This is a genomic window from Paenibacillus sp. JNU01 (assembly GCF_059130585.1).
The window spans coordinates 2,789,922-2,813,909 of sequence record NZ_CP169723.1 but is presented as its reverse complement, the minus strand read 5'-3'; the positions used below and the strand labels follow the sequence as shown (position 1 = coordinate 2,813,909).

The following is a 23,988-nucleotide window of genomic DNA, read 5'->3' as shown; positions in this document are numbered from 1 at the left end:
TAGTTTTCAGAGAACGATCTCTGAAGCATATTCCCTGATAGCTCAGTTGGTAGAGCACTCGACTGTTAATCGAGTTGTCACAGGTTCGAGCCCTGTTCGGGGAGCCATATGGAGAGGTGTCCGAGCTGGCCGAAGGAGCACGATTGGAAATCGTGTAGGCGTCACAAGCGTCTCGAGGGTTCGAATCCCTCTCTCTCCGCCATAATAACAAGGCCCGTTGGTCAAGGGGTTAAGACACCTCCCTTTCACGGAGGTAACAGGGGTTCGAATCCCCTACGGGTCATATTAACTTCAAAAAAAGAAGTTGATTTTTACAACAAGATTATGATATGATCATAAATGTGTTGTTCGGAGGCTTAGCTCAGCTGGGAGAGCATCTGCCTTACAAGCAGAGGGTCGGGGGTTCGATCCCCTCAGCCTCCACCATATACTTTTTATAACGACGCGGGGTGGAGCAGCCCGGTAGCTCGTCGGGCTCATAACCCGAAGGCCGCAGGTTCAAATCCTGCCCCCGCAATTAACTTTCCTTGTGAAAGTACTATGGAACCGTGGTGTAGTTGGCCTAACATGCCTGCCTGTCACGCAGGAGATCGCGGGTTCGAATCCCGTCGGTTCCGCCATTTAATCTTTACATGAGGCAAACTGTTCACTACATCTGCTGTATGGCACTGATGCCCTATATAAAGTGTAAGGAATTAAGATTAGACTTTATTATGGCTCGGTAGCTCAGTCGGTAGAGCAGAGGACTGAAAATCCTCGTGTCGGCGGTTCGATTCCGTCCCGAGCCACCATTTTCAAAACAATTTAATATGCCGGTGTAGCTCAACTGGTAGAGCAACTGACTTGTAATCAGTAGGTTGGGGGTTCAAGTCCTCTCGCCGGCACCATGTAATCCTGGAGGATTAGCGAAGTGGCCAAACGCATCAGACTGTAAATCTGCTCCCGTACGGGTTCGGTGGTTCGAATCCATCATCCTCCACCAGTTTTTAGGGGCATAGTTTAAAGGTAGAACAACGGTCTCCAAAACCGTTGGTGTGGGTTCAATTCCTGCTGCCCCTGCCAATTAACTTTTAAGAAATTTAACCTTTTGTGGCGATCGTGGCGAAGTGGTTAACGCACCGGTTTGTGGATCCGGCATTCGGGGGTTCAATTCCCCTCGATCGCCCCTTTGTTTTTTCATTTTTTATTGGGGATTAGCCAAGCGGTAAGGCAACGGACTTTGACTCCGTCATGCATAGGTTCAAATCCTATATCCCCAGCCATTATGCGGACGTGGCTCAGCGGTAGAGCATCGCCTTGCCAAGGCGAGGGTCGCGGGTTCGATTCCCGTCGTCCGCTCCAAAATATGGCGCCATAGCCAAGTGGTAAGGCACAGCTCTGCAAAAGCTTTATCCCCAGTTCGAATCTGGGTGGCGCCTCCAGTATATGCCGGCGTGGCGGAATGGCAGACGCGCTCGACTCAAAATCGAGTGGGAAACCGTGGAGGTTCGAGTCCTCTCGCCGGTATATTGAATAGCCCTACATGTTGCTTATGCAATGTGTAGGGCTATTTTATTTTATGCAGATTTTTGTACAGTAAAGAATATTGGACTTTAATAAACATTGACGTATGATTATATTCAGTATATTGTAGATAAGTAAAGTCTTTAATTTAGAGGGAGTGAAGCAAAGTGAATAATGAAAAAAATGTATCGGATACCGATCTGTTATTTAATCTTTCTGTATGGGAAGAGGCATGGAAAAATCGTCCGAGAAGTCCAAAATATAAAAAGAAAAGCGCCCCATTTAATACAGAAGAAGCATTTGAACGATGGGCTAGGGATTATCATGTACAGTCGTTCTCTGAAGAAGGGAAGCAACGTTCTGAGCGTATTATGAATTGGATTGAGAATCAAGGTGTGGAGTTCGAGGGGTTATCCATTTTGGACATTGGAGCTGCTTCGGGCATATTCACCATTCCTTTTGCAGAGAAGGGAGCAATTGTGACTGCAGTTGAACCATCTGAGTTGCTTGTCTCCCTGATGAAAGAGACGATACCTACAGCTCTTGAATCTAATATCGAAATCGTTAAAGAACGGTATGAGGAAATCTCCATTCAGGATAAAGGCTGGGAGAAGAAATATGACTTTGCATTTGCATCCATGTGTCCGGCAATGTCAGATTGGAAAACGATCGAGCAGGCGATCAACTGTGCCCGGAAGTATGTGTATATAAGCACTATGGCTGGACAGAAGGAACACACATTAATGGATGAACTTAAGGATGTACTGGGGGTAACTTCTACATACAAGGCTGGTGATATGGGATATATTCAACAGTTACTGTATTTAAAGGGTTATTCATACACTATGATCATTACGAGAGAAGTTAACTTATTTGAAGTACCAGTGGAAGAGATTATCGACAAGCTGCCAGAATTGCTTAATACGTATGAGTTACCATCGGATGAAGATTCTCTTAGTCTGGCTGAGAAATACATCCAAGATACATACAAGGATCGTACGGTGACCTTCTCACGTGGAGCAAGGTTCGGGAAGATTCTGATCCAACTTGAGCAGCCAAACATGAAAACAGTTCATATTAAGGATAAGCGATAAATCGTATAGGCTTGTTATGTGTACAAGGAGAATCAGCAATCGGGAGAAACAACGTGGTCTAACGTCTGAGATGACGCTAGGAAGCCTCACGCTGGCACACAAGAAGATGTATATGTGAAACAGATGAAGTTTGAAGGTAAGTTATTACAAGAGAGAGCAGGATCGTTGCTCCCTCTTTTTTTTAATTTCATTAAAACTTAAAGTGCATTGATCCAAGTCCTCGATTCCTTGAGCCTATAGAGCTTAATCAATGAACTACATATGGGCTAAAGGAATACTTAAATCCAATATCGAGACCACGGTAAAAACTAAGCCTGAAACTCGACACGAGACACGAAACGAAACACGTAGTTTACTTCCTGCTGCATAGTTCTGCATTCTGCTTACGCTCACGATACTGACCGGGGGTAATTCCTTCATATTTACGAAATGACCGAATGAAATTTTGCGGATTGTTGTACCTAAGTCGCGCTGCGATATCTTTAACGGTTAGATCACTTTCGTCCAGCCATTTTTTAGCGATGTTAAATCGGTACTTGGTTAAATATTCACTAAATGAACAGCCTGTCTCTTTACGAAAAACACTACTTAAGTAGTTGGCATTGTAGTGAAGCTTCAAGGCACACTGCTCAAGCGTCAGATCCTTATCATAATCTTGATGAATCATGGCAATCATTTTCTCTGATATATGCTGATATTGGGCAACCTGTCTCGCTTTAAAAACCTGAATTACGGGCAAGATGACTTGATGGTTAAACCATTCCTCAACTTCAGCGGCGTACTGCAAACGATGAAGTCCATGAAACATCGATCCACGGCCTTGTGAGATCTGCCCGAGACGTATGCCGGAATCCTGAGTCATCTGCAAAATATGCGTGAGCAGCCTCGTAAGAGCCACCTGATATTCTTCTGGGGAACACTCCATACCAAAGATCACTTCAAGAATTTGTTGCAGAAGAGTAGGTGCCTGGACTTCATCCGCACTTTGAATAGCTTGGATCAACAAATATTCCAATGATTCTGGGTAGGTCATGGACCAAGTGGAAGCATAATGATCAATGTTCTCATACTGAAAGATAATACCTGGGCCCAGCTTCATCCGATGCTTCAGTGCCTCCATTGCCTCTAAATAAGCCTGAGGAATGTGGTATAAGGAGTTATGCGGCTGGCTGAAGCCTATGCTAACTTGGAGAGCTAGAATTTTATTAATTTGTTGTTGTAACTGGTCTGTTAATACATATAGCTGCTGTGAAAAAACAAACTGATCCTCTTCAACGGTGCCAATCACCGTGACTACCGTTTGTTCCATAACAATGGGAAGCAATTGTTGGTCATGCACCACCGTTTCCTCTAATATATTTTGAGTAGCGAATAACAGGAGGTCACGATCATTCGCACTATATTTTGTATGATTAACGAGATCGGCCTGTAGTGTGATAACAGCAATTTGTTGCCATTCCCGAAGCTGACGCGTGAAGCCATATTCATGCAGGGTGTCATGAAGAGTATGAACAGAGATTTTACCCTGGAACAGATTCATCATAAGATGAGTGCGAATCTGTAAAAGATGCCTATTGAGTGTGTTCTCCAGTTGGGAGCGAGATGCAGATAATTGTGACACACCTGCTCTAATCTGTTCGAACTCATCAGACAGCTCAGTTGGTTGCTGAGTGAAGGTGCCTCCGTCTTTGGACAGCCTGTTGTCACCAAGTTGGGTTAAGAGCTTCCGAATCGGGACAAGCATTCGTTTGGAACCGAGCCAGGCAAGCAATAATGAAAGTAAAAGCAGGAAGAGACTGATATACAAAGTGTGTAATCCAATATCGATATATTCTTGTGTCAGAACGTTCGTAGGCGAGATTAGAACATAAGTCCATCCTTTTAAGGTAGTAGGGCTATACGTCAGGGAATAAGGTGTACCCGCGATCTTAACTTCTCGTTTTTCAAAGCCTGTTGAAAATGGAATGGGTGATAGTTTGGCTATGTTGGCTTCGGTATCTCGATCCTGTAATCCAATGGCAGACAACGGTTGTCCAATGTATACAGGATCGGGATGGACCAAGATACGTTGTTCCCGATTCAAAATGATCAGTCCTGAGGCAGTATTGCCTAAGGAGACTTCTCCAAATGTATTTTGCAAAGAGCATGCAGGAATTCCCGCTATGAGGGCAGCATCAGAAGACGTATTCAGATTCGGAATAGTTCTCGCAAGGGCAATATGATAAATACAGCCTGTACCGGGTGAACGCTCGTCATTACTGAACACCGATGACGGGGAGAGCTGCCACCCAGAGGTGAGCGTATCCGATATCAATTCCTTCATGGGAAGAGCGAGTGGAAAACCCGTATTACGATATAATCCGGCGTGATCAATAAGCCAATTCTGAGATTGGTTCACCAGGCTAATATCCAGCAGAGGTTCCCATGACCTCATATGTTGAAACTCGCTCTGCAGCTTGTCGGCAAGTAAAGGTCCTTTCCCTTGTAGTGAAGAAGAAGCAGACAGGGACCTGAGAGTTACTGGAGAGCGGACGGCCTGATCAAGCATATAACTGACTGTAGCGAGTTTGTGCTCTACGTTGGCTTGCATTTGTTCCAGCAACTGTCTGTTGGCCTGCGTACGATGCAGTTCAGATTGGTTCGATGAATAGATAAATGCAGCAATTCCCGTTAATAAAATGGGCAGGGTGCTTAACAGGATTCCGAAGATAATCATTTTGTGGAGATAGCTGATTGGTCGCACAGTTCCAGTTCCACTCCTGACATAAGTAATAGTAACACTTTCTATTTTAGTAAACGCTTACATATAGAACAATCTAAAATTTGTTTATTTGGATAAAAAAGTAATTTTTTAAAGGGGCATAGAAACAGAGTTAAGGGATTGCTGATGGATGATCTTGCAGAAAAGACTATAGGAACGGCTTGGTCCGACTCTTCTAAACGGAATCATAAGAAACGTAATAGCAGTGAGAACGTAAATAGAAACATGGACATCATTCTCTCTACAGGTTCATTTCGGGTAAAAGGTAGCCTGAATACGGAGATATAGAAGGTATCCTGAGTGCTGTTCAGCATGGGCGGAACGTTGGTCTTATATAGGGACAGTCAAAGGTCCAACTAGATCCCCGACCTGAGTCTAGGATGAAAAACCGTCCACGGTCTGTTTTGAAAAGTCTCAAATTCCCCTAGAATAAGGACATAAGGTTAAACAAGAAACACGGAAACAAAAAAACAAGAAACAAACGAACAAATGACTCAACACATTAAAATGAATGAATGGAAAGGGCGGTGAACAACAATTATGAGATTGAATAAGGGAAATGGCTGGGCGATTGTATTGATTGCACTGGGTGCACTACTCCTCTTCGGAAAGTTAACTCCACTTCTTGGACACTTAATGGGTTATCTGATTCCGGTCCTGATGATTGCACTGGGGTACTACGGAGTCAAGCGAGGAAATGTGATGCTCGGATGGATCGTTCTTATCATCGGTATCATCTCACTGATGGGAAAACTGGCATGGTTGATCGGACCGATCATCGCGATCGGGTTAATCATCTTCGGTATCTCAATGCTAAGCAATAACCGCGGTCGTCATCGCCGGTACTAAGCTTTCACGATTATGAAAAGGAGGGACAGAACATAATGAGTGTATTTCGTCGAATGCGGGATATTACCGTAGCCAATCTAAACGAACATTTGGAGCAAAGTCAGGATCCAGTCAAACTGATTGATCAGTTCCTGGTCTCGACCCGCCAAGACATCGGTGAAGCCGAGAAACTTCGTCATCAATATGCAAGTCATACCAGACAAATGAAACAACAAGCCGATCAGGCAGCAGGTATGGTGAACAAACGGGAAGAACAAGCGTCCATGGCTCTAAAAGCAGGAGAAGAGCATCTCGCTAAGCTGGCCTTGCAGGAGAAAATTCTCCACGAGGAAAAAATGGAACAGTACAATGAATTGTATGCACAAAGTTATGCGGCATTACAGGAGCTAGATGAACAGATCGACCAGCTCAAAGTTGAATATCAGAATGTATACAGCAAACGCCAATATTACTACGCTCGTATGCAGACGATTCAGTTACAACAACGTATGAACCAGAGAGGCAATCACAACGGTCAGAATGTACCCCGTATGTTTAACCGACTGGATGACCAAGTCTCTGATCTCGAATATGAAGCACAAAGTCTCCGGGATATCCGGCGAATGGGCCAAGATGGTTCAGGAGTAACTGGCAGCATGTCATCCTCCACACTGGATAAGGAACTGGAGCGCTTAAGACAGAAATTGAACAATGACAGAAAGGAGTAGTCACATGAATAAATTATACCGCTCGGCGCGTAATCGAATGCTAACAGGTTTGATCGGCGGCATTTCTGAAAATCTCGGATTGAGCACCACGCTGCTGCGTATCATTTTCTTCATCAGTATTTTTGCTACGGGAGGTACTTCATTGTTGATCTACTTCATCGCTGCATTGGTGGTACCAAAGGAATCCAACCACGTTGATCCATATGCTTATGATCCCAACGTAAGAGGGTACAAGTAAACGAAAGGAGCAAGAACATGAGCAAATTATACCGCTCAACGCGTGACCGGATGTTAACCGGCTTGTGCGGCGGAATTTCCGAAAGTATTGGAATGGATTCCACCCTGCTGCGTATCATCTTCGTCATCAGTATCTTCGTAACTGGCGGCACGTCGTTGTTAATATACTTTATTGCAGCACTGGTGGTGCCAAAGGAACCGTATCCGCCTTATGATCCGTATGGTTACGGCCCGGGCCCTGGTCCTGGCAGAGGATACAACAACTATGATCATCAGCCGCCAAGAGGTCCTTTTCAAAATAATCACAATCAACAAGGTCCTGGTAACTTCGGTCCCGGCCCTGGATACAACAGCAGACCTCAATCCGGTCCGCGTTCTTATGACAACAATGCCTACGGAGCAGGTGCACCACAAGAAAGTGAACTTGATTCCATGATGAAAGATATCGAGAAAAAAGCACTGAAAAAAGAAGTTGAAGAGCTTCGCCAAAAATTATCTCGTTACGAGAAGGGAGAAAAGTAAAATGGGAGTATTTAAACGGATTAAGGATATGACGAAAGCATCGGTAAATGATATGTTGGATAAGGTAGAGGACCCGATTGTAATGTTGAACCAGTACTTGCGTGATATGGAGGCTGAGATTCATGAGGCAGAGGTAACAGTTGCCAAACAAATGGCGAATGAGCGTCGCATGAAACAACGTCTGGACGAAGCAGAGCGTACTTCGGTACAACGTGAGTCCCAAGCAGAAGCTGCTCTGGCCAACGGTCAGGAAGAAGTGGCACGCAAATTGCTTGAAGAGAAAATCTACTTTGATCAAAAAATTACGGAGTATAATGAACTGCATGCACAGTCCGAAGCACAAGCAAAAGACCTGTTGCAACAGTTGCATGACATGAAAGATGAGTTCTACAAAATGCGTAACAAACGTAATGAACTCGTATCCCGTGCACAAATGGCAAAAGCCAAAAAACAAATGTCTTCCATTAACAGCCTGCATTCCATTGAAAGTGGTGGCGCATCACTAGGATTCCACCGCATGGAAGAGAAAATCATGCAGCTGGAAGCTGAAGCGGACGTAGCTCGTGCACCTTATCGCAACACATCATCCACGTACACGAACCCTGTAGATGTGGAAAAACAGTTCAAAGTGGATCAGCAATTACAAGCCCTCAAAAACAAAATGGGCAGTGGTTCCAAGAATGAAGCGAACGGAACTTCAAAAGAATAACTGTTCGCCCCGTGGACAATATGATATTCTATAAATCGTGTATAATGTACGGTTGGTAGAACAAAAGTTAAGCCATACAGGACTTCATTGCCTGGTATGGCTTTTCCGTTGAATAAAGAAAGATAAACTTACAGAGGAGGTGCGGCGGGGATGAATAAGAAGAGTAAATGGCTAGCAGTTGTCATTATTATTATTGGCACAATGATGTTATTAAATCAGAATATTAACTTGCTGACCGCTGCCGCACTAATTCTGTTAACGGTTGGAATGCTTCAGGTCCGCAAAGGAGATACTCGGAGAGGTTATCGGTATCTTGGCATTGGTGCGGCACTGTTATTGCTGGATAATTTAATGATTGTATTCTTGATTGTACTGGCTTCTTTAGCTTATTTTTATTCAAAAAACAAAAAGATTCATCTGGACGAAGCAGTTATGAAAAAACAGAATTTCATGGCCCGGTACTACTGGGATCAATCATCCTGGACGTTACGGAGTATGAGTCTGTGGCATGCTATGGGTGAAGTTAACGCCGATCTGTCTCTTTCGATTCCGGAGGAGAAACAAACAATTGTGCTGCTGCAAGGCGTTATGGGGAATGTTCGCCTTACGCTGCCAGAAGATTATGGTGTGGAGATTGAAGCATCGGTTCTTTTCGGCCGAATTAATCTTCATGGTGAACAAGATAGCGGCATGATGAACAAATTAGTATGGAGAACTCCTGGTTATGAATCCAGTGAACATAAAGCAAAATTTGTCATTTCTTATATTGTTGGCGACCTAAGCATAAGTAATCCGTAGTAAAATAGATGAAGAGAAGGAGGAGACCCCGATGAAGACAAAACGACATACCGACATGGTAACCCGAAGTATGGGTGAAGGGATCCTCCTGGTTTTCATTGTCCTTGCTGTTATTTTGTATGTATTGTATACATATGGTTATCTTGCTCCGTTTAAAGGCTGGAGTCATCTGATTCAATCGGGTCTTGCCTTATTGCTGCTTTTGATTGGGATCGGAGCGGTCTTTGGGTTCTATCAGAGTTATCGGGTTAAACGCCGGCTAGAACTACTACGGGAAACTCTTCTACTGTGGGAGAAGGGCTCTCTATCACGCACTGTACCTGATCTGGGCGATGATGATGTGGGCCGTTTAAGTGAGCAACTCGGACGAATCGGCAAAAAGTGGGAAGATCAGGTATCTTCGCTCCAGCGATTGTCTACTCATAATGCACAGCTTGCTGAACAAGCCAGAATTACGGCTATTGTGGAAGAGCGGCAGCGACTGGCACGGGAACTGCATGATGCGGTATCGCAGCAATTGTTCGCGATATCTATGACAGCAACGGCCGTTGGACGAAAGATGGAGAAGGATTTTGAACGTGCTCAGCGCCAGGTGGCTTTGATTGAAGAGATGGCTTCGGTAGCACAATCCGAGATGCGTGCGTTATTGTTACATCTGCGGCCAGTCTATCTGGAGGGCAAACAACTCGAACAAGGTCTGCGTGATCTGGTGATGGAACTGAAAACGAAAGTCCCCATGGATATTGTGCTCGAAATAGATGAAGACATCGATCTCATCAAAGGCATCGAGAATCATCTGTTTCGGATCGTTCAAGAGGCTATGTCCAATACGTTACGGCATGCAAAAGCGGAAAAAATGGAGATACGGCTCCAGCGCCGCACAGATGCGATTCGGGTACTGATTCGTGATGATGGGCAAGGCTTTGATCTGGATGAGAATAAACAAGCCTCCTACGGTCTGGCTAACATGCGTGAACGTGTTACGGAGATTGGTGGAGCCATACAATTTGTAACAGCGCCTGGTAAGGGAACGCGGATTGAGATTACGATACCTTTGATGAACGATGAAAGCGAGGAAGAACATGTCAATGGAACCGGAAGTCGAAACGGAGACGGAAACGTCGATCAAAGTATTGCTCGTGGATGATCATGAGATGGTACGTATTGGTCTGGCAGCGGTACTGGATACCGAAGATGGAATTGAAGTTGTTGGTGAAGCAGGCAGTGGAGAAGAAGGTATTCGGCTTGCGCAGGAATATAAGCCTGATGTTGTTCTGATGGACCTGGTGATGGAAGGTATGGATGGCATCGAGGCTACACGTCAGGTACTTAAAATGTATCCGGAGTGCAAAGTCATCGTCTTGACGAGTTACCTGGATGATGAAAAAATGTATCCTGTCATTGAAGCAGGCGCATTCAGTTATCTGTTAAAAACATCAAGAGCCAATGAAGTGGCAGATGCAATTCGCGCAGCAGCACGCGGGCAATCCGTTCTGGAGTCACAGGTGGCTTCCAAAATGATGAATCGATTCCGACAGCCACAGGCAGCAGCTCCTTTGCATGATGAATTGACGGACCGTGAGATGGATGTGCTCCGGTTGCTGGCCAAAGGCAAGTCGAATCAGGACATCGCAGATGACCTGATCATCGGCATTAAGACAGTCAAGTTTCACGTCACGAATTTACTGGCCAAATTGGGCGTAGACGACCGTACACAGGCCGCGATCTATGCTTATAAAAACGGACTTGCAGAGTAATAACAAGAATATATGCAATCACATAATTAAGCCAAAGAACCGTGCAGTAATGTACGGAAGTAATAGATAAGAGGACAGAAAGAACCTGAAGAAGCGAAGCAAAAGCTTTCTGAAAGAAAGCTACTTCGAAAGCATACACTTGCCTTTATCCCCGGATTTAATATTTATAAATGGAATCAAAAAATCTGGGGATAACAGCGATTGGAAGGGTGTTCTGTCATCGGAGTGGCTAGTGTAAATATTGATGAGTTCAATTTAGATAGAAAAGTTTGAATGGAAAGCTCTGATCTGCCATGTAAGTGGTGGGTGGGGCTTTTTTTGATGTGTTTGGACGAAGTATAGCTGATGTGGGAAAGGGGCATGCTGTTGATAGATTCATAGAATGCAAGAAGGAACGGGGGATTCAAATGTTAAATCGTTGGATGACAGCAGGTATATTGGCAATGGCTATCATTATTCTTATCAGTGTGACACAGGTATATGCAGAGAAGAACGAATCCCAAGCAGCCCAACTGGAACAGTTAATCTATACTGCTGACAGCGTGATTGATAATGTGGATCGTCTGGTTATTAAATGGCAAGGAGAAGGCCGGGGAGATGCACAAGCGCAGGCTGTATTATTGGCTAATCACTTGGGGCTGGAACAACCAGTACGGGTTCGCCAGACGGGCCATAGTGTGTATCGCAGTGAGGGGGTTGTCAATGAAGCTACTGGAGAAGCAGGTGTACTGGTCAATGTCGTTGAGTCAGGAGACAACGGTTATTACGCCATCGTACAACTGTCAGGGGATGCGCACACGGATCGGAACACATTCATGACAGCACATGAACAGATTGGTCAGCTGCTTGTAGACTCAGGGATGAAGGCAACCTGGAATATGTCTGTGCAAGGTACAGCAGGTACTGCTACTGAACATGATGCGAGTCAGCAACTGGAACTGATCGAAGAACAGCTGTCCACAAAGGTGGATATCACCTCCGTTGAACGTTATACGGATGTAGCCAGCGCAAGTGTCTCTTATGAGGCGGCTGAACTGCCATTGTCAATTAGGAGTGGATCGCATATGTTGAATATGCAGCTCGCAGTTCACCAGATTGGTGATGAGATGCACAATCGAATTACAGTGGGGTTTCCGGTGATTACGATTGAGTATTGAGGCTGGAATTTTCTGGTTATTCAGACAGTGAAGTGAGAATCTTTACTAGAAAAATCAGTTGGAAATAGTGCATCCGTTCAGTTGATATGCTAAAATGGCATCACATCCAAGAAGGAACTTGCTGGTAATTGACGGTTGTATGTCGTGCATATATAACACCATTACATAGCTCGGGGAGAGCATATAGGTTATCTTCCCGGAAGAAAGAGGAGCCCATGGTTGAAAAACAATCGCAAGATGAAGTACAGACACCAGGCGCAGTATTTTTCATTTTTGGAGCAACGGGTGATTTGGCCCGCCGGAAGCTGTTTCCGGCTATCTACAGTCTTTACCGTGAAGGCAAGCTTGCCGAGGACTTTGCGGTTATTGGCGTAGCACGTCGTCCGAGGTCCCCAGAAGAATTCCGGGAAGACATCTATGAATCCATTAAAGAGTTCTGCCGCTATCCGGCGGGGGAACCTGATGAGTGGAGCGCTTTTGTCGATCATTTTGAATACAAAGCACTGGATATCAATAATGTGGACGGATTCAAAGAGCTGCGTGCGCAAACGGAGCATCTGGAATCGAAGTTTAACACGCCGGGGAACCGGCTGTTCTATCTGGCACTGGCACCTGAGCTGTTTGGCAGTGTCTCGTACAGTTTGCGGGACGGCGGTATGCTGGAAAGTCGGGGGTGGAACCGTTTGGTGATCGAAAAACCATTTGGTTATGATCTGCAATCGGCTGAACATCTGAATGAGCAGATTCGTGAGGTATTCCGTGAAGAGGAAATCTACCGGATTGATCATTATCTGGGCAAGGAAATGGTGCAAAATATCGAAGTCATTCGGTTCGGAAATGCTTTTTTTGAACCGCTCTGGAATAACAAACATATTGCCAACGTTCAGATTACGCTCGGTGAGACAGTAGGCGTGGAAGAACGTGGCGGTTATTATGATCACTCTGGCGCACTGCGTGATATGGGGCAGAATCATATGCTTCAGATGTTGACGATGATTGCGATGGAACCGCCGAGTCGCCTCTTCCCGGAAGACATTCGGGATGAGAAGGTGAAGGTATTGCGCTCATTGCGCGCCTTTACTTCGGATGAGGAAGTCAGCAACAACGTTGTGCGGGCACAGTATGCCGAAGGTGAGTACCGTGGCAAGCAGCTTCCGGGGTATCGTCAGGAAGACAAGGTTGATCCGCAGTCGAATACGGAGACTTATTTTGCAGCACGTGTATTCGTGGATAATTTCCGCTGGGCGGGTGTTCCATTCTACATTCGGACAGGCAAGCGTCTTCCGGTGAAAACGACCGAGATCGTAGTAGAGTTCAAGTCGATGCCGAACAACGTGTATCTTGGGAAAAAGTATAAATTGGAACCGAATCTGCTCGTGATTCGGGTGAATCCGATGGAAGGCATATATATCAAGATCAACGCCAAAAAACCAGGCTCGGATTCCGAGATTCAGCCGCTCGCGATGGATTTCTGCCAGAGCTGCATGATTGGAATCAACTCGCCTGAAGCGTATGAACGTCTGCTGCACGATGCGGCAGAGGGGGATTCTACGTACTTTACCCGTTGGGATGAAGTGGCAACAGCCTGGTCTTTTGTGGATCGGATCGCAGCAGCCTGGGGACAGAATCAGGGAGAGCTTCATACGTACCCTGCTGGAACTTGGGGACCAGAAGCGACAGATAAGCTGCTGGAGCAGGACGGATTCCACTGGTGGCCGGTGAATGGTCAGGATGAGGACAGCGTGATCTGGCAAGTAAATGGGTAGGGTAAGGACATTAACAGCATAGACAACATGACTGAGCCTGGGTATCGCAAATTTTGCGGTGTACTCAGGCTTTTTAGCGGGGAAAAGGAAGGCATCCATCAAAAGGAAATAAGTAATATAAATTAAGTTGTTGACAAAAAGTAAGTATGTAACTTATACTCAACACATGAGTTAAAGAGTTACGCCAATGACAAACTTCATCCGGGCCAACGTTTCGGATAAGTGATCATTCATGAGATAAAATGTAAACCAGTTGAAGGGGTTTGCGTCACAGAGAATCATGAAAAAAATGTGCATAATATCTTTAATCTGAGAATACTATTTTGTATATATCGAATGGAGGAAAAAGAAAATGATGTTGGATGTAGGGTTGTTGTTGATTCGTTTGGTGATTGGATTGTCGTTCATGGCGCACGGGGCTCAAAAGCTGTTTGGTTGGTTCGGAGGTTACGGAATCAAGGGTACAGGCGGCTGGTTTGAGTCGATGGGCATGAAGCCAGGTGCATTGGTGGCTTTACTGGCTGGACTCGCGGAATTCGGTGGCGGTTTGCTGCTGGCTCTGGGTCTGCTTACACCGGTAGGCGGCATTCTGATTGCATTGACGATGGTCATTGCGATTGTGAAAGTCCATGGTGCGAACGGTTACTGGTCCACGCAGAACGGATTCGAATATAATCTCGCAATTCTGGTGATTGGTGTAGCGCTGGCCCTGACAGGTGGCGGACAATACGCGCTGGATGCATTGATTTTCTAAAACACAATAACATGAAATAAATGAGGAGTGCCTGGATGCCATGATTATGGCTGAAGGGTGCTTTTTTTTGCAATTGAAAAGAGAAGAATCTGCGGTAGTAATCGGTTATTTTCGGTACAGATTATGGTACAATAGGAGAGTTGGGTTAAGAAGCAGTTCACGGTAACGATGAAAGCACAGATTTTGAGGAGGATGAACTCCATTGTAAATGTGTAAAATTAATCTAGTGTATGAATACCTCATATGCAAAATGACCAGTGTACAATCAACCGGCCTCGCCGGATTGCATAAAGATTGAATGATCGACCGGCCATGCCGGATTAACGTGAATGAACGGACGAAAGGGATTAAACCTATGAGCAAAGCTGCAAATGATATTCTTCAACAGGAAGTGGACAAGCGCCGGACGTTTGCCATTATCTCTCACCCGGATGCGGGTAAAACGACATTAACCGAGAAACTGTTGCTGTTCGGGGGCGCGATTCGCCTTGCGGGAACGGTAAAAGCTCGGAAAGCCAGCAAACACGCAACAAGTGACTGGATGGAAATTGAGAAACAACGGGGGATCTCGGTTACTTCTTCCGTAATGCAATTTGATTACCTGAACCATCGCGTTAACATTCTGGATACACCGGGTCACCAGGATTTCAGTGAAGATACGTATCGTACACTGACGGCTGCTGACAGTGCGGTCATGTTGATTGACGTAGCGAAGGGTGTCGAGGCACAAACCATTAAATTGTTCCAGGTATGTGCGAAGCGTGGTATTCCAATCTTTACGTTTATCAACAAACTCGACCGTGAGGGTAAAAGTCCATTTGATCTGATGGAAGAACTTGAAAATGTACTGGGTATTCGTTCCGTTCCAATGAACTGGCCTATTGGTACAGGTCGCGAACTATGCGGTGTATATGACCGGATGAAAAATCAGGTGGAGTTGTTCCAAGGGGACGATCACTCGACAATCAAAGTTCAGAAAGTAGACGGTTATACAGATCCAATTATCCGTGAGATGGCAGGGGAATATCTGCATGATCAGTTAATTCAGGATCTGGAGCTTTTGGACGTTGCGGGAGATCCGTTTGATATGGAGAAAGTTCAACGCGGCGAATTGACACCTATTTTCTTCGGTAGTGCGATTAATAATTTTGGTGTGCAAACCTTCCTGGAGAACTTCCTGGAACTGGCACCGAAGCCTGAACCACGTCGCAGTACGGCAGGAGAAATCCAGCCAACGAATGAGAAATTCAGCGGGTATGTATTCAAGATTCAAGCGAACATGAACCCGGCACACCGGGATCGTATTGCGTTCCTGCGTATTGTATCAGGCAAGTTCCAACGTGGAATGAGTGTGAAGCATACTCGTGTAGGTAAAGAGATCAAGCTGTCACAGCCACAGCAATTCTTGGCACAAGACCGGGATATTGTTGAAGAGGCATATGCCGGCGATATTATTGGTTTGTTCGATCCGGGTATCTTCCGGATTGGCGATTCACTGAGCCAAGGCAGCGAGGTTGTCTTTGAGGAGTTGCCAACGTTCTCGCCAGAGATTTTCGCCAAAGTTACCGTAAAAAATGCGTTGAAACATAAACAGTACCAAAAAGGGATTGACCAGTTGACGGAGGAAGGAACCATTCAGGTGTTCCAGACGGCAAGTTTCGACGAGACGATTCTCGGCGTAATTGGTCAACTTCAGTTTGAGGTATTTGAATACCGGATGAAAGGTGAGTATGGGGTAGACGTGCAATTGCAGCGCATGCCTTATCAGTTCGCTCGCTGGATCGTGGACGAGAATCTGGACGCAAGCAAATTCCGGATTAACTCTGCGCTTGTAAAAGATAAAAAAGGAAATTATGTCGTGCTCTTCGAAAATGAGTACGCCATGAGAACGGCTATGGATAAAAATCCTACAGCCAAGTTCTTGGAGACTGCACCTTAAGTGCAAGCAGACAGACGTAATCCGGCTAATCATTGAAGGGTTGGTTGGAATAACAAGCTGCCATCATGAGGTAACGCTCGTACAAAATAAGATCCCTCCGCCGATTGGCGGAGGGATCTATTGCTATACACCTTACTTCGAGGCGGGTATGATCCAGCCGAATAAGGGAAAGCTTTCTTTTGCAGACAGAACAAACGGTTTGATGGTTACCCTACCCTTCAATGCTTCGATTAGCGAAGCGGTTGAACGGGAATGGTGTGCAGATGCTCCTGCGCGATTTGAATGAGTTCTTCCTGCTTGGCAGGTTCTGTGTTCTTCCAGATCATCTCGAAAATGGCGCCAAGTCCAGGTAATGCAGCTTCCGGTCCATCTACTGAACCTTCAATCATCTCCCGGAGCTGATCATCACTCTTGTCATGAACTTTATGAACAATCGCTTCACGCAGGCTTAATGTAATGGGCATCGCAATTCCCTCCTCGTATATTCGGCTGCTCTAATACTGTTCCCTGGGAAGCGCGAGCGCATTCAAGTTTATCGGGCTTTGTGGTATACTACGAAGGATTATTTACGTTAGCATGGGTATCCGTAATGATGCGTTATGCTGAAGTGCAGCGGGAGGTTAAGACCCTAATGGCCAAGAAACAGTATGCCGTAATTGGCATGGGACGGTTCGGATCAAGTGTTGCCAGTGCACTGAGCGGTATGGGATTCGACGTGCTGGCAATTGATGCGGACGAGCAGCGGACACAGGAAATGTCCAATGTGGTGACTCATGCGGTATCGGCAGATTCAACAGATGAAGAAGCGCTGCGTGCGCTGGGCATACGGAATTTCGACGTTGTCGTTGTGGCAATTGGTGAAGATATTCAGGCGAGTATTCTGACAACCCTGATATTGAAAGATATGGGTGTACCGGTCCTGATCGTAAAAGCTCAAAATGAGCTTCATGGTAAGGTGCTGCAGAAGATTGGAGCAGACAAAGTCATCTATCCTGAGCGGGATATGGGATTACGTGTGGCCCATCATCTGACCTCGCCTAACATACTGGATTACATTGAGTTATCTGAGGATTACAGCATTCTGGAGATGAGAGCTTCCGAGCAAATGATCGGCAAAAACCTGATGGAATTAAACATCCGTGCACGTTTTGGATGCAACGTCATGGCGATTCGTAGTGGGAACTCGATGAACATCTCTCCGTACGCGGAGGACCGGATCGAAGCTGGAGATGTGCTGGTCATTGTGGGTCACAAGGATCATTTGACGAAAATGGAACTTGCATATCCGAAGTGATGGATGCAGATGGGAAGGATGGAAAGATGGATATTGTATCACCGCAAAATACACGTGTAAAAGAATGGGCACAGCTGCTGGAGAAAAAGCATCGTACCCGTCAACATAAATATATCATTGAAGGCATTCATCTGGTACAGGAAGCGTTGCGCGCCGGAGCAGATCTGGAGTGTATTGTGTACGACGGAGAGCAAGGCGTACCTAGCGAACTGGCCGGGCTTGAGAACCCGTTACAGCGTGTAGAATGGGTCAGTGTATCTCCTGCGGTTATCGCCAAATGTACGGATACGATGACACCACAGCCTGTATTCGCAATTGTGCGTAAAGGCAGTGAGCCACTGGAAAGCCTCATTGACGGAGTGCGCGGGCTTGTTGTGGTGTTGGATGGAGTGCAGGACCCAGGAAATGTGGGGACGATCATCCGTAGTGCGGATGCAGCTGGAGCGGCGGGAGTCATACTTGGTGCGGGCTGTGCGGATGTATATAACCCGAAGACGATTCGTTCGACGATGGGATCATTGTTTCATTTGCCTATTGTGGAGGGCCAGTTGGAGTCCTTGCTTCCCGAAGCGAAGGCTGCGGGTGTGAAGCTGGTAAGTACTTCTTTGCAGGCAGAGCATTCTTGCTATAGTTATGATTTTACGCAATCGGTATGGCTTGTGATTGGCAACGAAGGCAAAGGCATCTCGGATGCTACGGCACGCTTGGTGGATGATGCGATTACGATTCCGATGCAGGGGCAGGCAGAGTCGCTTAACGCGGCAATGGCGGCAACGATTTTGTTGTTTGAGGCGATGAGGCAGCGGATGGTGTAGGTAGTAAAGGAAATATCTTGATGAGCTGAACGTACAAGAGGCTGGATACGGATTGGAGATTGATGCAATCCAATTTCCAGTCTTTTTTTATTCTTATTTAAGTTCGTTCCAAGCATCTTCTTTATAAAAATTAATTCTTTACTGTTCGTTCTAGAAATGATATGCTAACAGCAAGTTAGATCTAACTGTTTTTTTACACGTTTGAGAATGATCGTTCTCGAAACTGGAATCATACTAATCTAAAGAATACGAGGGAGAGAATAAGATGAAATATACCGTAATCACAGGAGCAAGTTCAGGGATTGGATATGAGACGGCATTGGCGTTTGCAGCACGAGGGAAAAACTTGATTTTGGTAGCTAGAAGATTGGATAAGTTGGAAGAGCTTAAATCCACCATTCAGAGTATCAATCCTAAAGTGAGTGTTATTGTTCACACAAGTGACCTGTCTGTTACGGCAGAGGCTTACGCACTGTATAACGATTTGAAGGAATATGAAATCGAGACTTGGATTAATAATGCTGGGCTTGGAGAAGGTTCGTTCGTTGCTGAACAGAATCTGGATAAAGTAGAAACCATGCTGCGTGTTAACATCGAATCGTTGACCATCCTATCTACACTGTATGTACGAGATTATGCGAATGTCGAAGGTACTCAATTGATTAACGTCTCATCCGCACTTGGATATGCCATTGCTGTAGGCAGTGTTGCTTACTCTGCATCGAAATACTACGTTAGTGCCTTCACCGAAGGTCTTGCCAAAGAACTGGAACTGAAAGGTGCAAAACTGAAAGCGAAGGTGCTTGCACCAGCGATCACGGAAACAGAGTTTGTACAAAAATCAATCGATGCTGAAGGATTTGATTACAAAGCCAATATGTCCAAATACCATACAGCTAAAGAAATGGCGGGCTTCATGTTAGATTTGTATGCTCGCAACGATGTGGTTGTGGGGATTGTAGACCAGAACTATGATTTCCAACTGACGGCTCCGATTTACCCAGTGATCTCAGAACTAAGTTAATTCAGAAGCATCCATGCATCTTTTAACCAAATCTCAAATAAGAAGAGGAGTACATCCCATTGGAAAAGATATGGAGTAAAACAAAGATTGGCAACATGGAATTGCCTCATAGACTAGCGATGGCACCCATGACACGCAGTCGGGCGCAAGAAGATGGTACACCTGGAGAGTTGGCTGCACTTTATTATGCTCAGCGTGCGACCATGGGACTCCTGATTACGGAAGGTACACAACCCTCGGATGATGGACAGGGGTACTTGTGGTCACCTGGCATCTATACCGACAAGCATATTGATGGATGGAAAAAGGTAACGGATGCGGTGCATGAAGCTGGCGGATATGTATACATCCAATTAATGCATGCGGGTCGCATGTCACATCCGGACAATACCCCGCATCATCGCCAACCGGTTGCTCCATCTGCCATCGCACCGGGTGTAGAAATGTTTACGGCTACAGGGATGCAGGATATCCCCGTTCCCCGGGAATTGAGTCAGGAGGATATTCAAACGACCATCGCCGATTTCCGTAAGGCAGCAGCCGCAGCGATCGAAGCAGGGGCGGATGGCGTCGAAATTCATGGAGCCAATGGCTATTTGATCAATCAATTTCTCGGAGAGAATTCGAATACGCGGACAGATGAGTATGGCGGGTCCATTAAAAATCGTGCTCGCTTCGCAATTGAAGTAACGAAAGCCATCGTGGAGGAAATAGGTGCAGAACGAACTGGCTTCCGAATTTCGCCTGGGACACCACTGGGCGGTATTCAGGATGGTGAACAAGGTCCTGAACTCTATCGCTACCTTGTAAAAGAATTGGCTCAATTGGATCTGGCGTACCTTCACATCATGCATCTTGGAGACGAGAACCTGCTGCAAGACATCCGTTCGATCTGGAAAAACCCATTGTTGGTTAATCGGGCTGGAAGAACATTGGATGATCTCAGCGTAGATTTGGATCGTGGTCTCGCCGATCTGGTACCGGTAGGTGTATGGTCTTTAGCTAATCCGGATTTGGTGGAACGTCTTCAACAAGGTGCATCACTAAATGAAGCAGATCCTGCAACCTTCTTTGGTTCAGGAAGTAAAGGGTACACGGATTATCCTACGTTGGATGAATTGAAGTCACAAGAGGGGCAACACTAGCACAAACCATGGAACATGGTGTACAACTGAACATTGTGCGCCATGTTCCTACATAAGTTGAACGAATCATTTACACGATAACGTAGAGGACAGAAAGAACCTGAAAAAGCGAAGCGTTCGCCTTTATCACCGGATTTTCCCTTTAGAAAGGGGATCAAAAAAATCTGGGGATAACAGCGATTGGAGGGTTGTTCTGTCATCGTAGTGTCAGTGTAAATAATCTTTAGTTCAACTTATATAGCCTATAAGCAAAGGAAGAGGATCAATGATGAGAGCAGCTCAAATACAGAAATACTCCAAAGAAATCCAAGTGGAGATTAATAATATTGATATACCGCAGATCCATAGCCATGAGGTCCTCGTCAGAGTAAAAGCTGCAGGTGTAAATCCGCTGGATATCTTAAATATGAATGGCAGTGTTCGGATGATTGCCGACTATTCGTTCCCTCTAACTTTAGGGAATGAACTCTCTGGTGTCATTGAAGCTGTCGGTGATGATGTACTGAAATTTAAAGTGGGGGATTCAGTCTATGCCAGATTGTCTCTGAATAAAATTGGTGCTTTTGCTGAATATGCAGCTGTACATGAGGATGCTTTATCCGTTATGCCTGAAAATCTGTCTTTTATCGAAGCTGCTGCGGTACCTCTTACAGCCTTGACCGCTTATCAAGCATTGCATGATGTACTTCGAGCTGAACCGAATAAAAAGCTGTTTATACCCGGAGGAACTGGTGGTTTCGGTGCGATGGCTATCCCGATTGCCAAGTCTATGGGATTAACGGTTATCACAAGTGGAAGCGAAAGAGGAAGAGCACGTACTCTATCCATTGGAGCAGATCAATTCATTAATTATAAGACCGAGCATTATGCTGACATCCTGTCCGACATCGATTATGTCATTGACACTTTGGGTGCTGACGAGATCAAAGCTGAATTGAGCATTTTGAAACCACAGGGTAAATTAGTTTCTTTGAAAGCGGGACCCAATTATCGCTTTGCAGTAGACAGTCAATTCCCGTTGTGGAAAAGAGCTTTGTTTGGTCTTGTGGGTGCACGCCTGGATTCGTTAGCACGTAAAAATCAAAATGAATATCGCTTTATATTTGTACAATCCAGTGGGATTCAATTGCAAGAAATCACAGCTCTTGTAGAAAAAGAAGATATCAAGCCCTCGATCGATTCTACTTATACATTTGCTGACATTGAAAAGGCATTGATTAAAGTATCCACGGGTCACTCTCAGGGCAAAGTCATTGTTACCTTTTAAAGGCTCGTTAAGATGATGCTCATGCTATATTCAATGTTCGTTTTCTGAACAGGAGGGAAGCCAGTGGCGAGAAACAAAGAGTTCGAAGAGTCTGTTGTTCTGGATAAAGCGATGAGACTTTTTTGGGAACAAGGTTATGAGAAGACGTCTATGACAGATCTGGTCCATCATATGGGAATTCATCGTAGAAGCCTGTATGACACATTTGGTGACAAACATACCTTGTTTCTGAAGGCAGTAGATCTGTATGATCACAAAATCAGCTCAGCTCTTGCGGCAGGTGTAAAGCGTTCTACAACGGCAACGGAAGCACTTCAGTTTATATTTTCCTCTTTAATTCATGAAGAGGAGCATCCTTCATCAGGCTGCTTGATTGTCAATTCGACGGTAGAATTGGCGGCACGCGATGACGACATGAACAACCGATCGACGGAGATGTTTGCAAATACGGAGAAACTCATCAAGGACATGATTGTGTGGGGACAGCAAGAAGGTGAATTCACAATGGAGTACAACGCCGAGCTATTGGCGGAATATTTGCATAATGTAGGCGTTGGGCTAAGGGTGATGGCCAAGACTTCAATAACCGAGGAAAAACTTCTTCGTATAGGGACGCTATCTATGGATCTCATACTAAGGTAGTCTTTTTTCTGCCTTTTAAAGAATGTTCGTTCTAATATGGGTGTTTCAGATGAACATATGTTATAGAAAAGAAAAGAGAGGCAGGTAACGACATGAGAAAGACAATTCTCATCACAGGGGTCTCAGGTGGGATCGGTAAAGAGTTAGCAGATCGATTTGCCAAAGGTGGATATCATATTGTGCTGGTAGCACGAAGCGAGGGTAAGATACAGGATCTAGCTCAGGAGTATCAGAAAAAGTATGGCATTCAGGCGACGGTTATCGCCAAAGATGTGGCAGCACCTGGGGTACCACAGGAGATTTATCATGAGCTGAAGGAAAAGGGGATTGTTGTTGATTATCTTGTCAACAATGCAGGCTTCGGTCTGTTCGGGACGTTTATGGAAACGGAACTGGAACAGGAAGTCAATATGATTGACGTGAATATCAAGGCTTTAACCATCATGACCAAGCTGTTCTTACCGGATATGATCCAACGTGGCCACGGCGGTGTGATGAATGTGGCTTCGTTGGTAGGCTTTTTCCCTGGACCGATGATGTCGGTATATTATGCAACAAAGGCATACGTGTTATCGTTCACCGAAGCTTTGGAGAATGAAGTAAGCGGAACGGGTGTTACGGTAACGGCACTGTGTCCAGGCCTGACATCCACCGGCTTTGTTGATCGTTCGGGTATGGGTGTCTCGAAGATGCTGCAGGGCCCTATCATGGAAGCGGGGCAGGTGGCTGAAGAAGGGTACCAAGGTTTCTTGCGTGGCAAGACGTTAATTATGCCTGGTGCTCGGAACCGATTCATCGCGTTTATGCCGCGGTTGTTGCCGCGTAAGATGATGACTCGCATGATTAGATCCTCACAGGATAAGACAGGACATTAAACATCTAAAAAGGAGCTGGTCGATTTGATCTTTTATGATTCCCCCCAAGCAACCGTTTCATGGAATGAGGAAAATGGAGTTAGCGGTGCTAAAACGCTCGAATAAGGCGTTATACGATAGCCGTCACTTGGCTGTTATTTCGCCAGATGACCAAGAGTGGGTTGCACAAGAGTGGTATCTGAGATCACTCGAAGCAGGACTAAAGTATTCAGCACTGCTTGTTCCCCATAAAGCAATAGCTAAATCGAGTGCAAACCGAATGCTCTCAGGAATGGACATATCCAATCCATCTCAAGAGTTTCATGACATAGATGAGGCATATCATTGGCTGGCAACCGTAAAATGAGAAGATAGCAAAACATCATTTGCATAA

At 45.4% G+C, this 23,988-nt stretch carries 23 protein-coding genes and 15 tRNA genes; 36 read left to right on the top strand and 2 right to left on the bottom strand.

The annotated features are described in order from the left end of the window. The first annotated feature begins 31 nt into the window (after positions 1–31). The 16 genes from NLBNIHML_RS12315 to NLBNIHML_RS12240 all read left to right on the top strand — a co-directional run bounded on the left by NLBNIHML_RS12315 (position 32) and on the right by NLBNIHML_RS12240 (position 2,597). Positions 32–107, top strand: a tRNA-Asn gene (locus NLBNIHML_RS12315). Positions 108–110: 3 nt separating this feature from the next. Continuing rightward, positions 111–202: transfer RNA gene (locus NLBNIHML_RS12310), tRNA-Ser, on the top strand. A 9-nt stretch (positions 203–211) separates the two neighbouring features. Next, positions 212–283: transfer RNA gene (locus NLBNIHML_RS12305), tRNA-Glu, on the top strand. Between the two features lie 67 nt (positions 284–350). Continuing rightward, a tRNA-Val gene (locus NLBNIHML_RS12300) sits at positions 351–426 on the top strand. Positions 427–443: 17 nt separating this feature from the next. After that, positions 444–517, top strand: a tRNA-Met gene (locus NLBNIHML_RS12295). A gap of 25 nt (positions 518–542) precedes the next feature. Next, positions 543–620 (top strand) — tRNA-Asp (locus NLBNIHML_RS12290). A 95-nt stretch (positions 621–715) separates the two neighbouring features. After that, positions 716–791 (top strand) — tRNA-Phe (locus NLBNIHML_RS12285). A 20-nt stretch (positions 792–811) separates the two neighbouring features. Further along, a tRNA-Thr gene (locus tag NLBNIHML_RS12280) sits at positions 812–887 on the top strand. 9 nt (positions 888–896) lie between these two features. Further along, positions 897–982 (top strand) — tRNA-Tyr (locus tag NLBNIHML_RS12275). A 6-nt stretch (positions 983–988) separates the two neighbouring features. Then, a tRNA-Trp gene (locus NLBNIHML_RS12270) sits at positions 989–1,062 on the top strand. Between the two features lie 30 nt (positions 1,063–1,092). Beyond that, a tRNA-His gene (locus tag NLBNIHML_RS12265) sits at positions 1,093–1,165 on the top strand. A 22-nt stretch (positions 1,166–1,187) separates the two neighbouring features. Then, positions 1,188–1,262 (top strand) — tRNA-Gln (locus NLBNIHML_RS12260). Between the two features lie 4 nt (positions 1,263–1,266). Continuing rightward, positions 1,267–1,341, top strand: a tRNA-Gly gene (locus NLBNIHML_RS12255). A gap of 6 nt (positions 1,342–1,347) precedes the next feature. Further along, positions 1,348–1,421 (top strand) — tRNA-Cys (locus NLBNIHML_RS12250). A 6-nt stretch (positions 1,422–1,427) separates the two neighbouring features. Next, a tRNA-Leu gene (locus tag NLBNIHML_RS12245) sits at positions 1,428–1,506 on the top strand. Positions 1,507–1,670: 164 nt separating this feature from the next. Beyond that, positions 1,671–2,597 (top strand): class I SAM-dependent methyltransferase, encoded by a 927-nt coding sequence (locus NLBNIHML_RS12240; RefSeq protein ID WP_494354464.1) that lies wholly within the window; start codon positions 1,671–1,673, stop codon positions 2,595–2,597. Between the two features lie 352 nt (positions 2,598–2,949). Here the strand turns inward: NLBNIHML_RS12240 and NLBNIHML_RS12235 are convergent, their stop codons facing one another. Next, positions 2,950–5,340, bottom strand: coding sequence for a helix-turn-helix domain-containing protein (locus tag NLBNIHML_RS12235; protein WP_494354463.1), 2,391 nt, complete (start codon positions 5,338–5,340; stop codon positions 2,950–2,952). 558 nt (positions 5,341–5,898) lie between these two features. Here NLBNIHML_RS12235 and NLBNIHML_RS12230 point away from each other — a divergent pair. The 12 genes from NLBNIHML_RS12230 (at position 5,899) to NLBNIHML_RS12175 (ending at position 16,553) form a co-directional block, all read left to right on the top strand. Next, a complete protein-coding gene (locus NLBNIHML_RS12230; RefSeq protein WP_339237657.1) occupies positions 5,899–6,207 on the top strand; it encodes a LiaF transmembrane domain-containing protein in 309 nt (102 codons plus the stop codon). Between the two features lie 35 nt (positions 6,208–6,242). Further along, positions 6,243–6,914 (top strand): PspA/IM30 family protein, encoded by a 672-nt coding sequence (locus NLBNIHML_RS12225; protein WP_062838036.1) that lies wholly within the window; start codon positions 6,243–6,245, stop codon positions 6,912–6,914. 4 nt (positions 6,915–6,918) lie between these two features. Continuing rightward, positions 6,919–7,152, top strand: coding sequence for a PspC domain-containing protein (locus tag NLBNIHML_RS12220; RefSeq protein WP_091020938.1), 234 nt, complete (start codon positions 6,919–6,921; stop codon positions 7,150–7,152). A gap of 17 nt (positions 7,153–7,169) precedes the next feature. Then, the gene (locus NLBNIHML_RS12215) at positions 7,170–7,673 is read left to right on the top strand and encodes a PspC domain-containing protein (RefSeq protein ID WP_278298326.1); all 504 of its coding nucleotides are present in this window, start codon (positions 7,170–7,172) and stop codon (positions 7,671–7,673) included. Between the two features lies 1 nt (position 7,674). After that, positions 7,675–8,382 (top strand): PspA/IM30 family protein, encoded by a 708-nt coding sequence (locus NLBNIHML_RS12210; RefSeq protein ID WP_339237651.1) that lies wholly within the window; start codon positions 7,675–7,677, stop codon positions 8,380–8,382. Positions 8,383–8,532: 150 nt separating this feature from the next. After that, positions 8,533–9,180, top strand: a complete 648-nt coding sequence (liaF, locus tag NLBNIHML_RS12205; RefSeq protein WP_494354462.1) for a cell wall-active antibiotics response protein LiaF — start codon at positions 8,533–8,535, stop codon at positions 9,178–9,180. A 31-nt stretch (positions 9,181–9,211) separates the two neighbouring features. Next, on the top strand, positions 9,212–10,327 hold the full coding sequence (locus tag NLBNIHML_RS12200; protein WP_339237647.1) for a sensor histidine kinase: 1,116 nt from the start codon (positions 9,212–9,214) through the stop codon (positions 10,325–10,327). Continuing rightward, the gene (locus NLBNIHML_RS12195; protein ID WP_091020933.1) at positions 10,269–10,937 is read left to right on the top strand and encodes a response regulator transcription factor; all 669 of its coding nucleotides are present in this window, start codon (positions 10,269–10,271) and stop codon (positions 10,935–10,937) included. Before NLBNIHML_RS12200 ends, NLBNIHML_RS12195 begins: the two co-directional genes overlap by 59 nt. Before the next feature lie 407 nt (positions 10,938–11,344). Further along, positions 11,345–12,094: a YwmB family TATA-box binding protein gene (locus NLBNIHML_RS12190; protein ID WP_339237644.1), complete on the top strand. Its 750-nt coding sequence runs from the start codon at positions 11,345–11,347 to the stop codon at positions 12,092–12,094. Positions 12,095–12,309: 215 nt separating this feature from the next. After that, on the top strand, positions 12,310–13,860 hold the full coding sequence (gene zwf / locus NLBNIHML_RS12185; protein ID WP_494354461.1) for a glucose-6-phosphate dehydrogenase: 1,551 nt from the start codon (positions 12,310–12,312) through the stop codon (positions 13,858–13,860). Between the two features lie 355 nt (positions 13,861–14,215). Continuing rightward, entirely contained in the window at positions 14,216–14,614 is a 399-nt protein-coding gene (locus tag NLBNIHML_RS12180; protein ID WP_024634146.1) for a DoxX family protein, read from the top strand. A 355-nt stretch (positions 14,615–14,969) separates the two neighbouring features. Then, entirely contained in the window at positions 14,970–16,553 is a 1,584-nt protein-coding gene (locus NLBNIHML_RS12175) for a peptide chain release factor 3 (RefSeq protein WP_339237639.1), read from the top strand. 230 nt (positions 16,554–16,783) lie between these two features. Here the strand turns inward: NLBNIHML_RS12175 and sspI are convergent, their stop codons facing one another. Next, the gene (gene sspI, locus NLBNIHML_RS12170; protein WP_036673259.1) at positions 16,784–17,017 is read right to left on the bottom strand and encodes a small acid-soluble spore protein SspI; all 234 of its coding nucleotides are present in this window, start codon (positions 17,015–17,017) and stop codon (positions 16,784–16,786) included. Positions 17,018–17,184: 167 nt separating this feature from the next. Here sspI and NLBNIHML_RS12165 point away from each other — a divergent pair, with 167 nt between their 5' ends. From NLBNIHML_RS12165 to NLBNIHML_RS12130, 8 genes are all read left to right on the top strand, one after another. Further along, a complete protein-coding gene (locus NLBNIHML_RS12165) occupies positions 17,185–17,847 on the top strand; it encodes a potassium channel family protein (RefSeq protein WP_494354460.1) in 663 nt (220 codons plus the stop codon). Positions 17,848–17,873: 26 nt separating this feature from the next. Further along, positions 17,874–18,662: a TrmH family RNA methyltransferase gene (locus NLBNIHML_RS12160; protein ID WP_494354459.1), complete on the top strand. Its 789-nt coding sequence runs from the start codon at positions 17,874–17,876 to the stop codon at positions 18,660–18,662. 265 nt (positions 18,663–18,927) lie between these two features. Continuing rightward, positions 18,928–19,686: an SDR family NAD(P)-dependent oxidoreductase gene (locus NLBNIHML_RS12155; RefSeq protein ID WP_494354458.1), complete on the top strand. Its 759-nt coding sequence runs from the start codon at positions 18,928–18,930 to the stop codon at positions 19,684–19,686. A 59-nt stretch (positions 19,687–19,745) separates the two neighbouring features. After that, on the top strand, positions 19,746–20,831 hold the full coding sequence (locus tag NLBNIHML_RS12150) for an alkene reductase (protein WP_494354457.1): 1,086 nt from the start codon (positions 19,746–19,748) through the stop codon (positions 20,829–20,831). 268 nt (positions 20,832–21,099) lie between these two features. Further along, a complete protein-coding gene (locus NLBNIHML_RS12145) occupies positions 21,100–22,098 on the top strand; it encodes an NADP-dependent oxidoreductase (RefSeq protein ID WP_494354700.1) in 999 nt (332 codons plus the stop codon). A gap of 63 nt (positions 22,099–22,161) precedes the next feature. Beyond that, positions 22,162–22,740 carry a TetR/AcrR family transcriptional regulator gene (locus tag NLBNIHML_RS12140; RefSeq protein WP_494354456.1) on the top strand — a complete coding sequence of 193 codons (579 nt, stop codon included), beginning with the start codon at positions 22,162–22,164 and terminating at the stop codon, positions 22,738–22,740. 92 nt (positions 22,741–22,832) lie between these two features. Then, positions 22,833–23,615, top strand: coding sequence for an SDR family NAD(P)-dependent oxidoreductase (locus tag NLBNIHML_RS12135; RefSeq protein WP_494354455.1), 783 nt, complete (start codon positions 22,833–22,835; stop codon positions 23,613–23,615). 85 nt (positions 23,616–23,700) lie between these two features. Further along, positions 23,701–23,961: a hypothetical protein gene (locus NLBNIHML_RS12130; RefSeq protein WP_494354454.1), complete on the top strand. Its 261-nt coding sequence runs from the start codon at positions 23,701–23,703 to the stop codon at positions 23,959–23,961. The last annotated feature ends 27 nt before the right edge of the window (positions 23,962–23,988 follow it).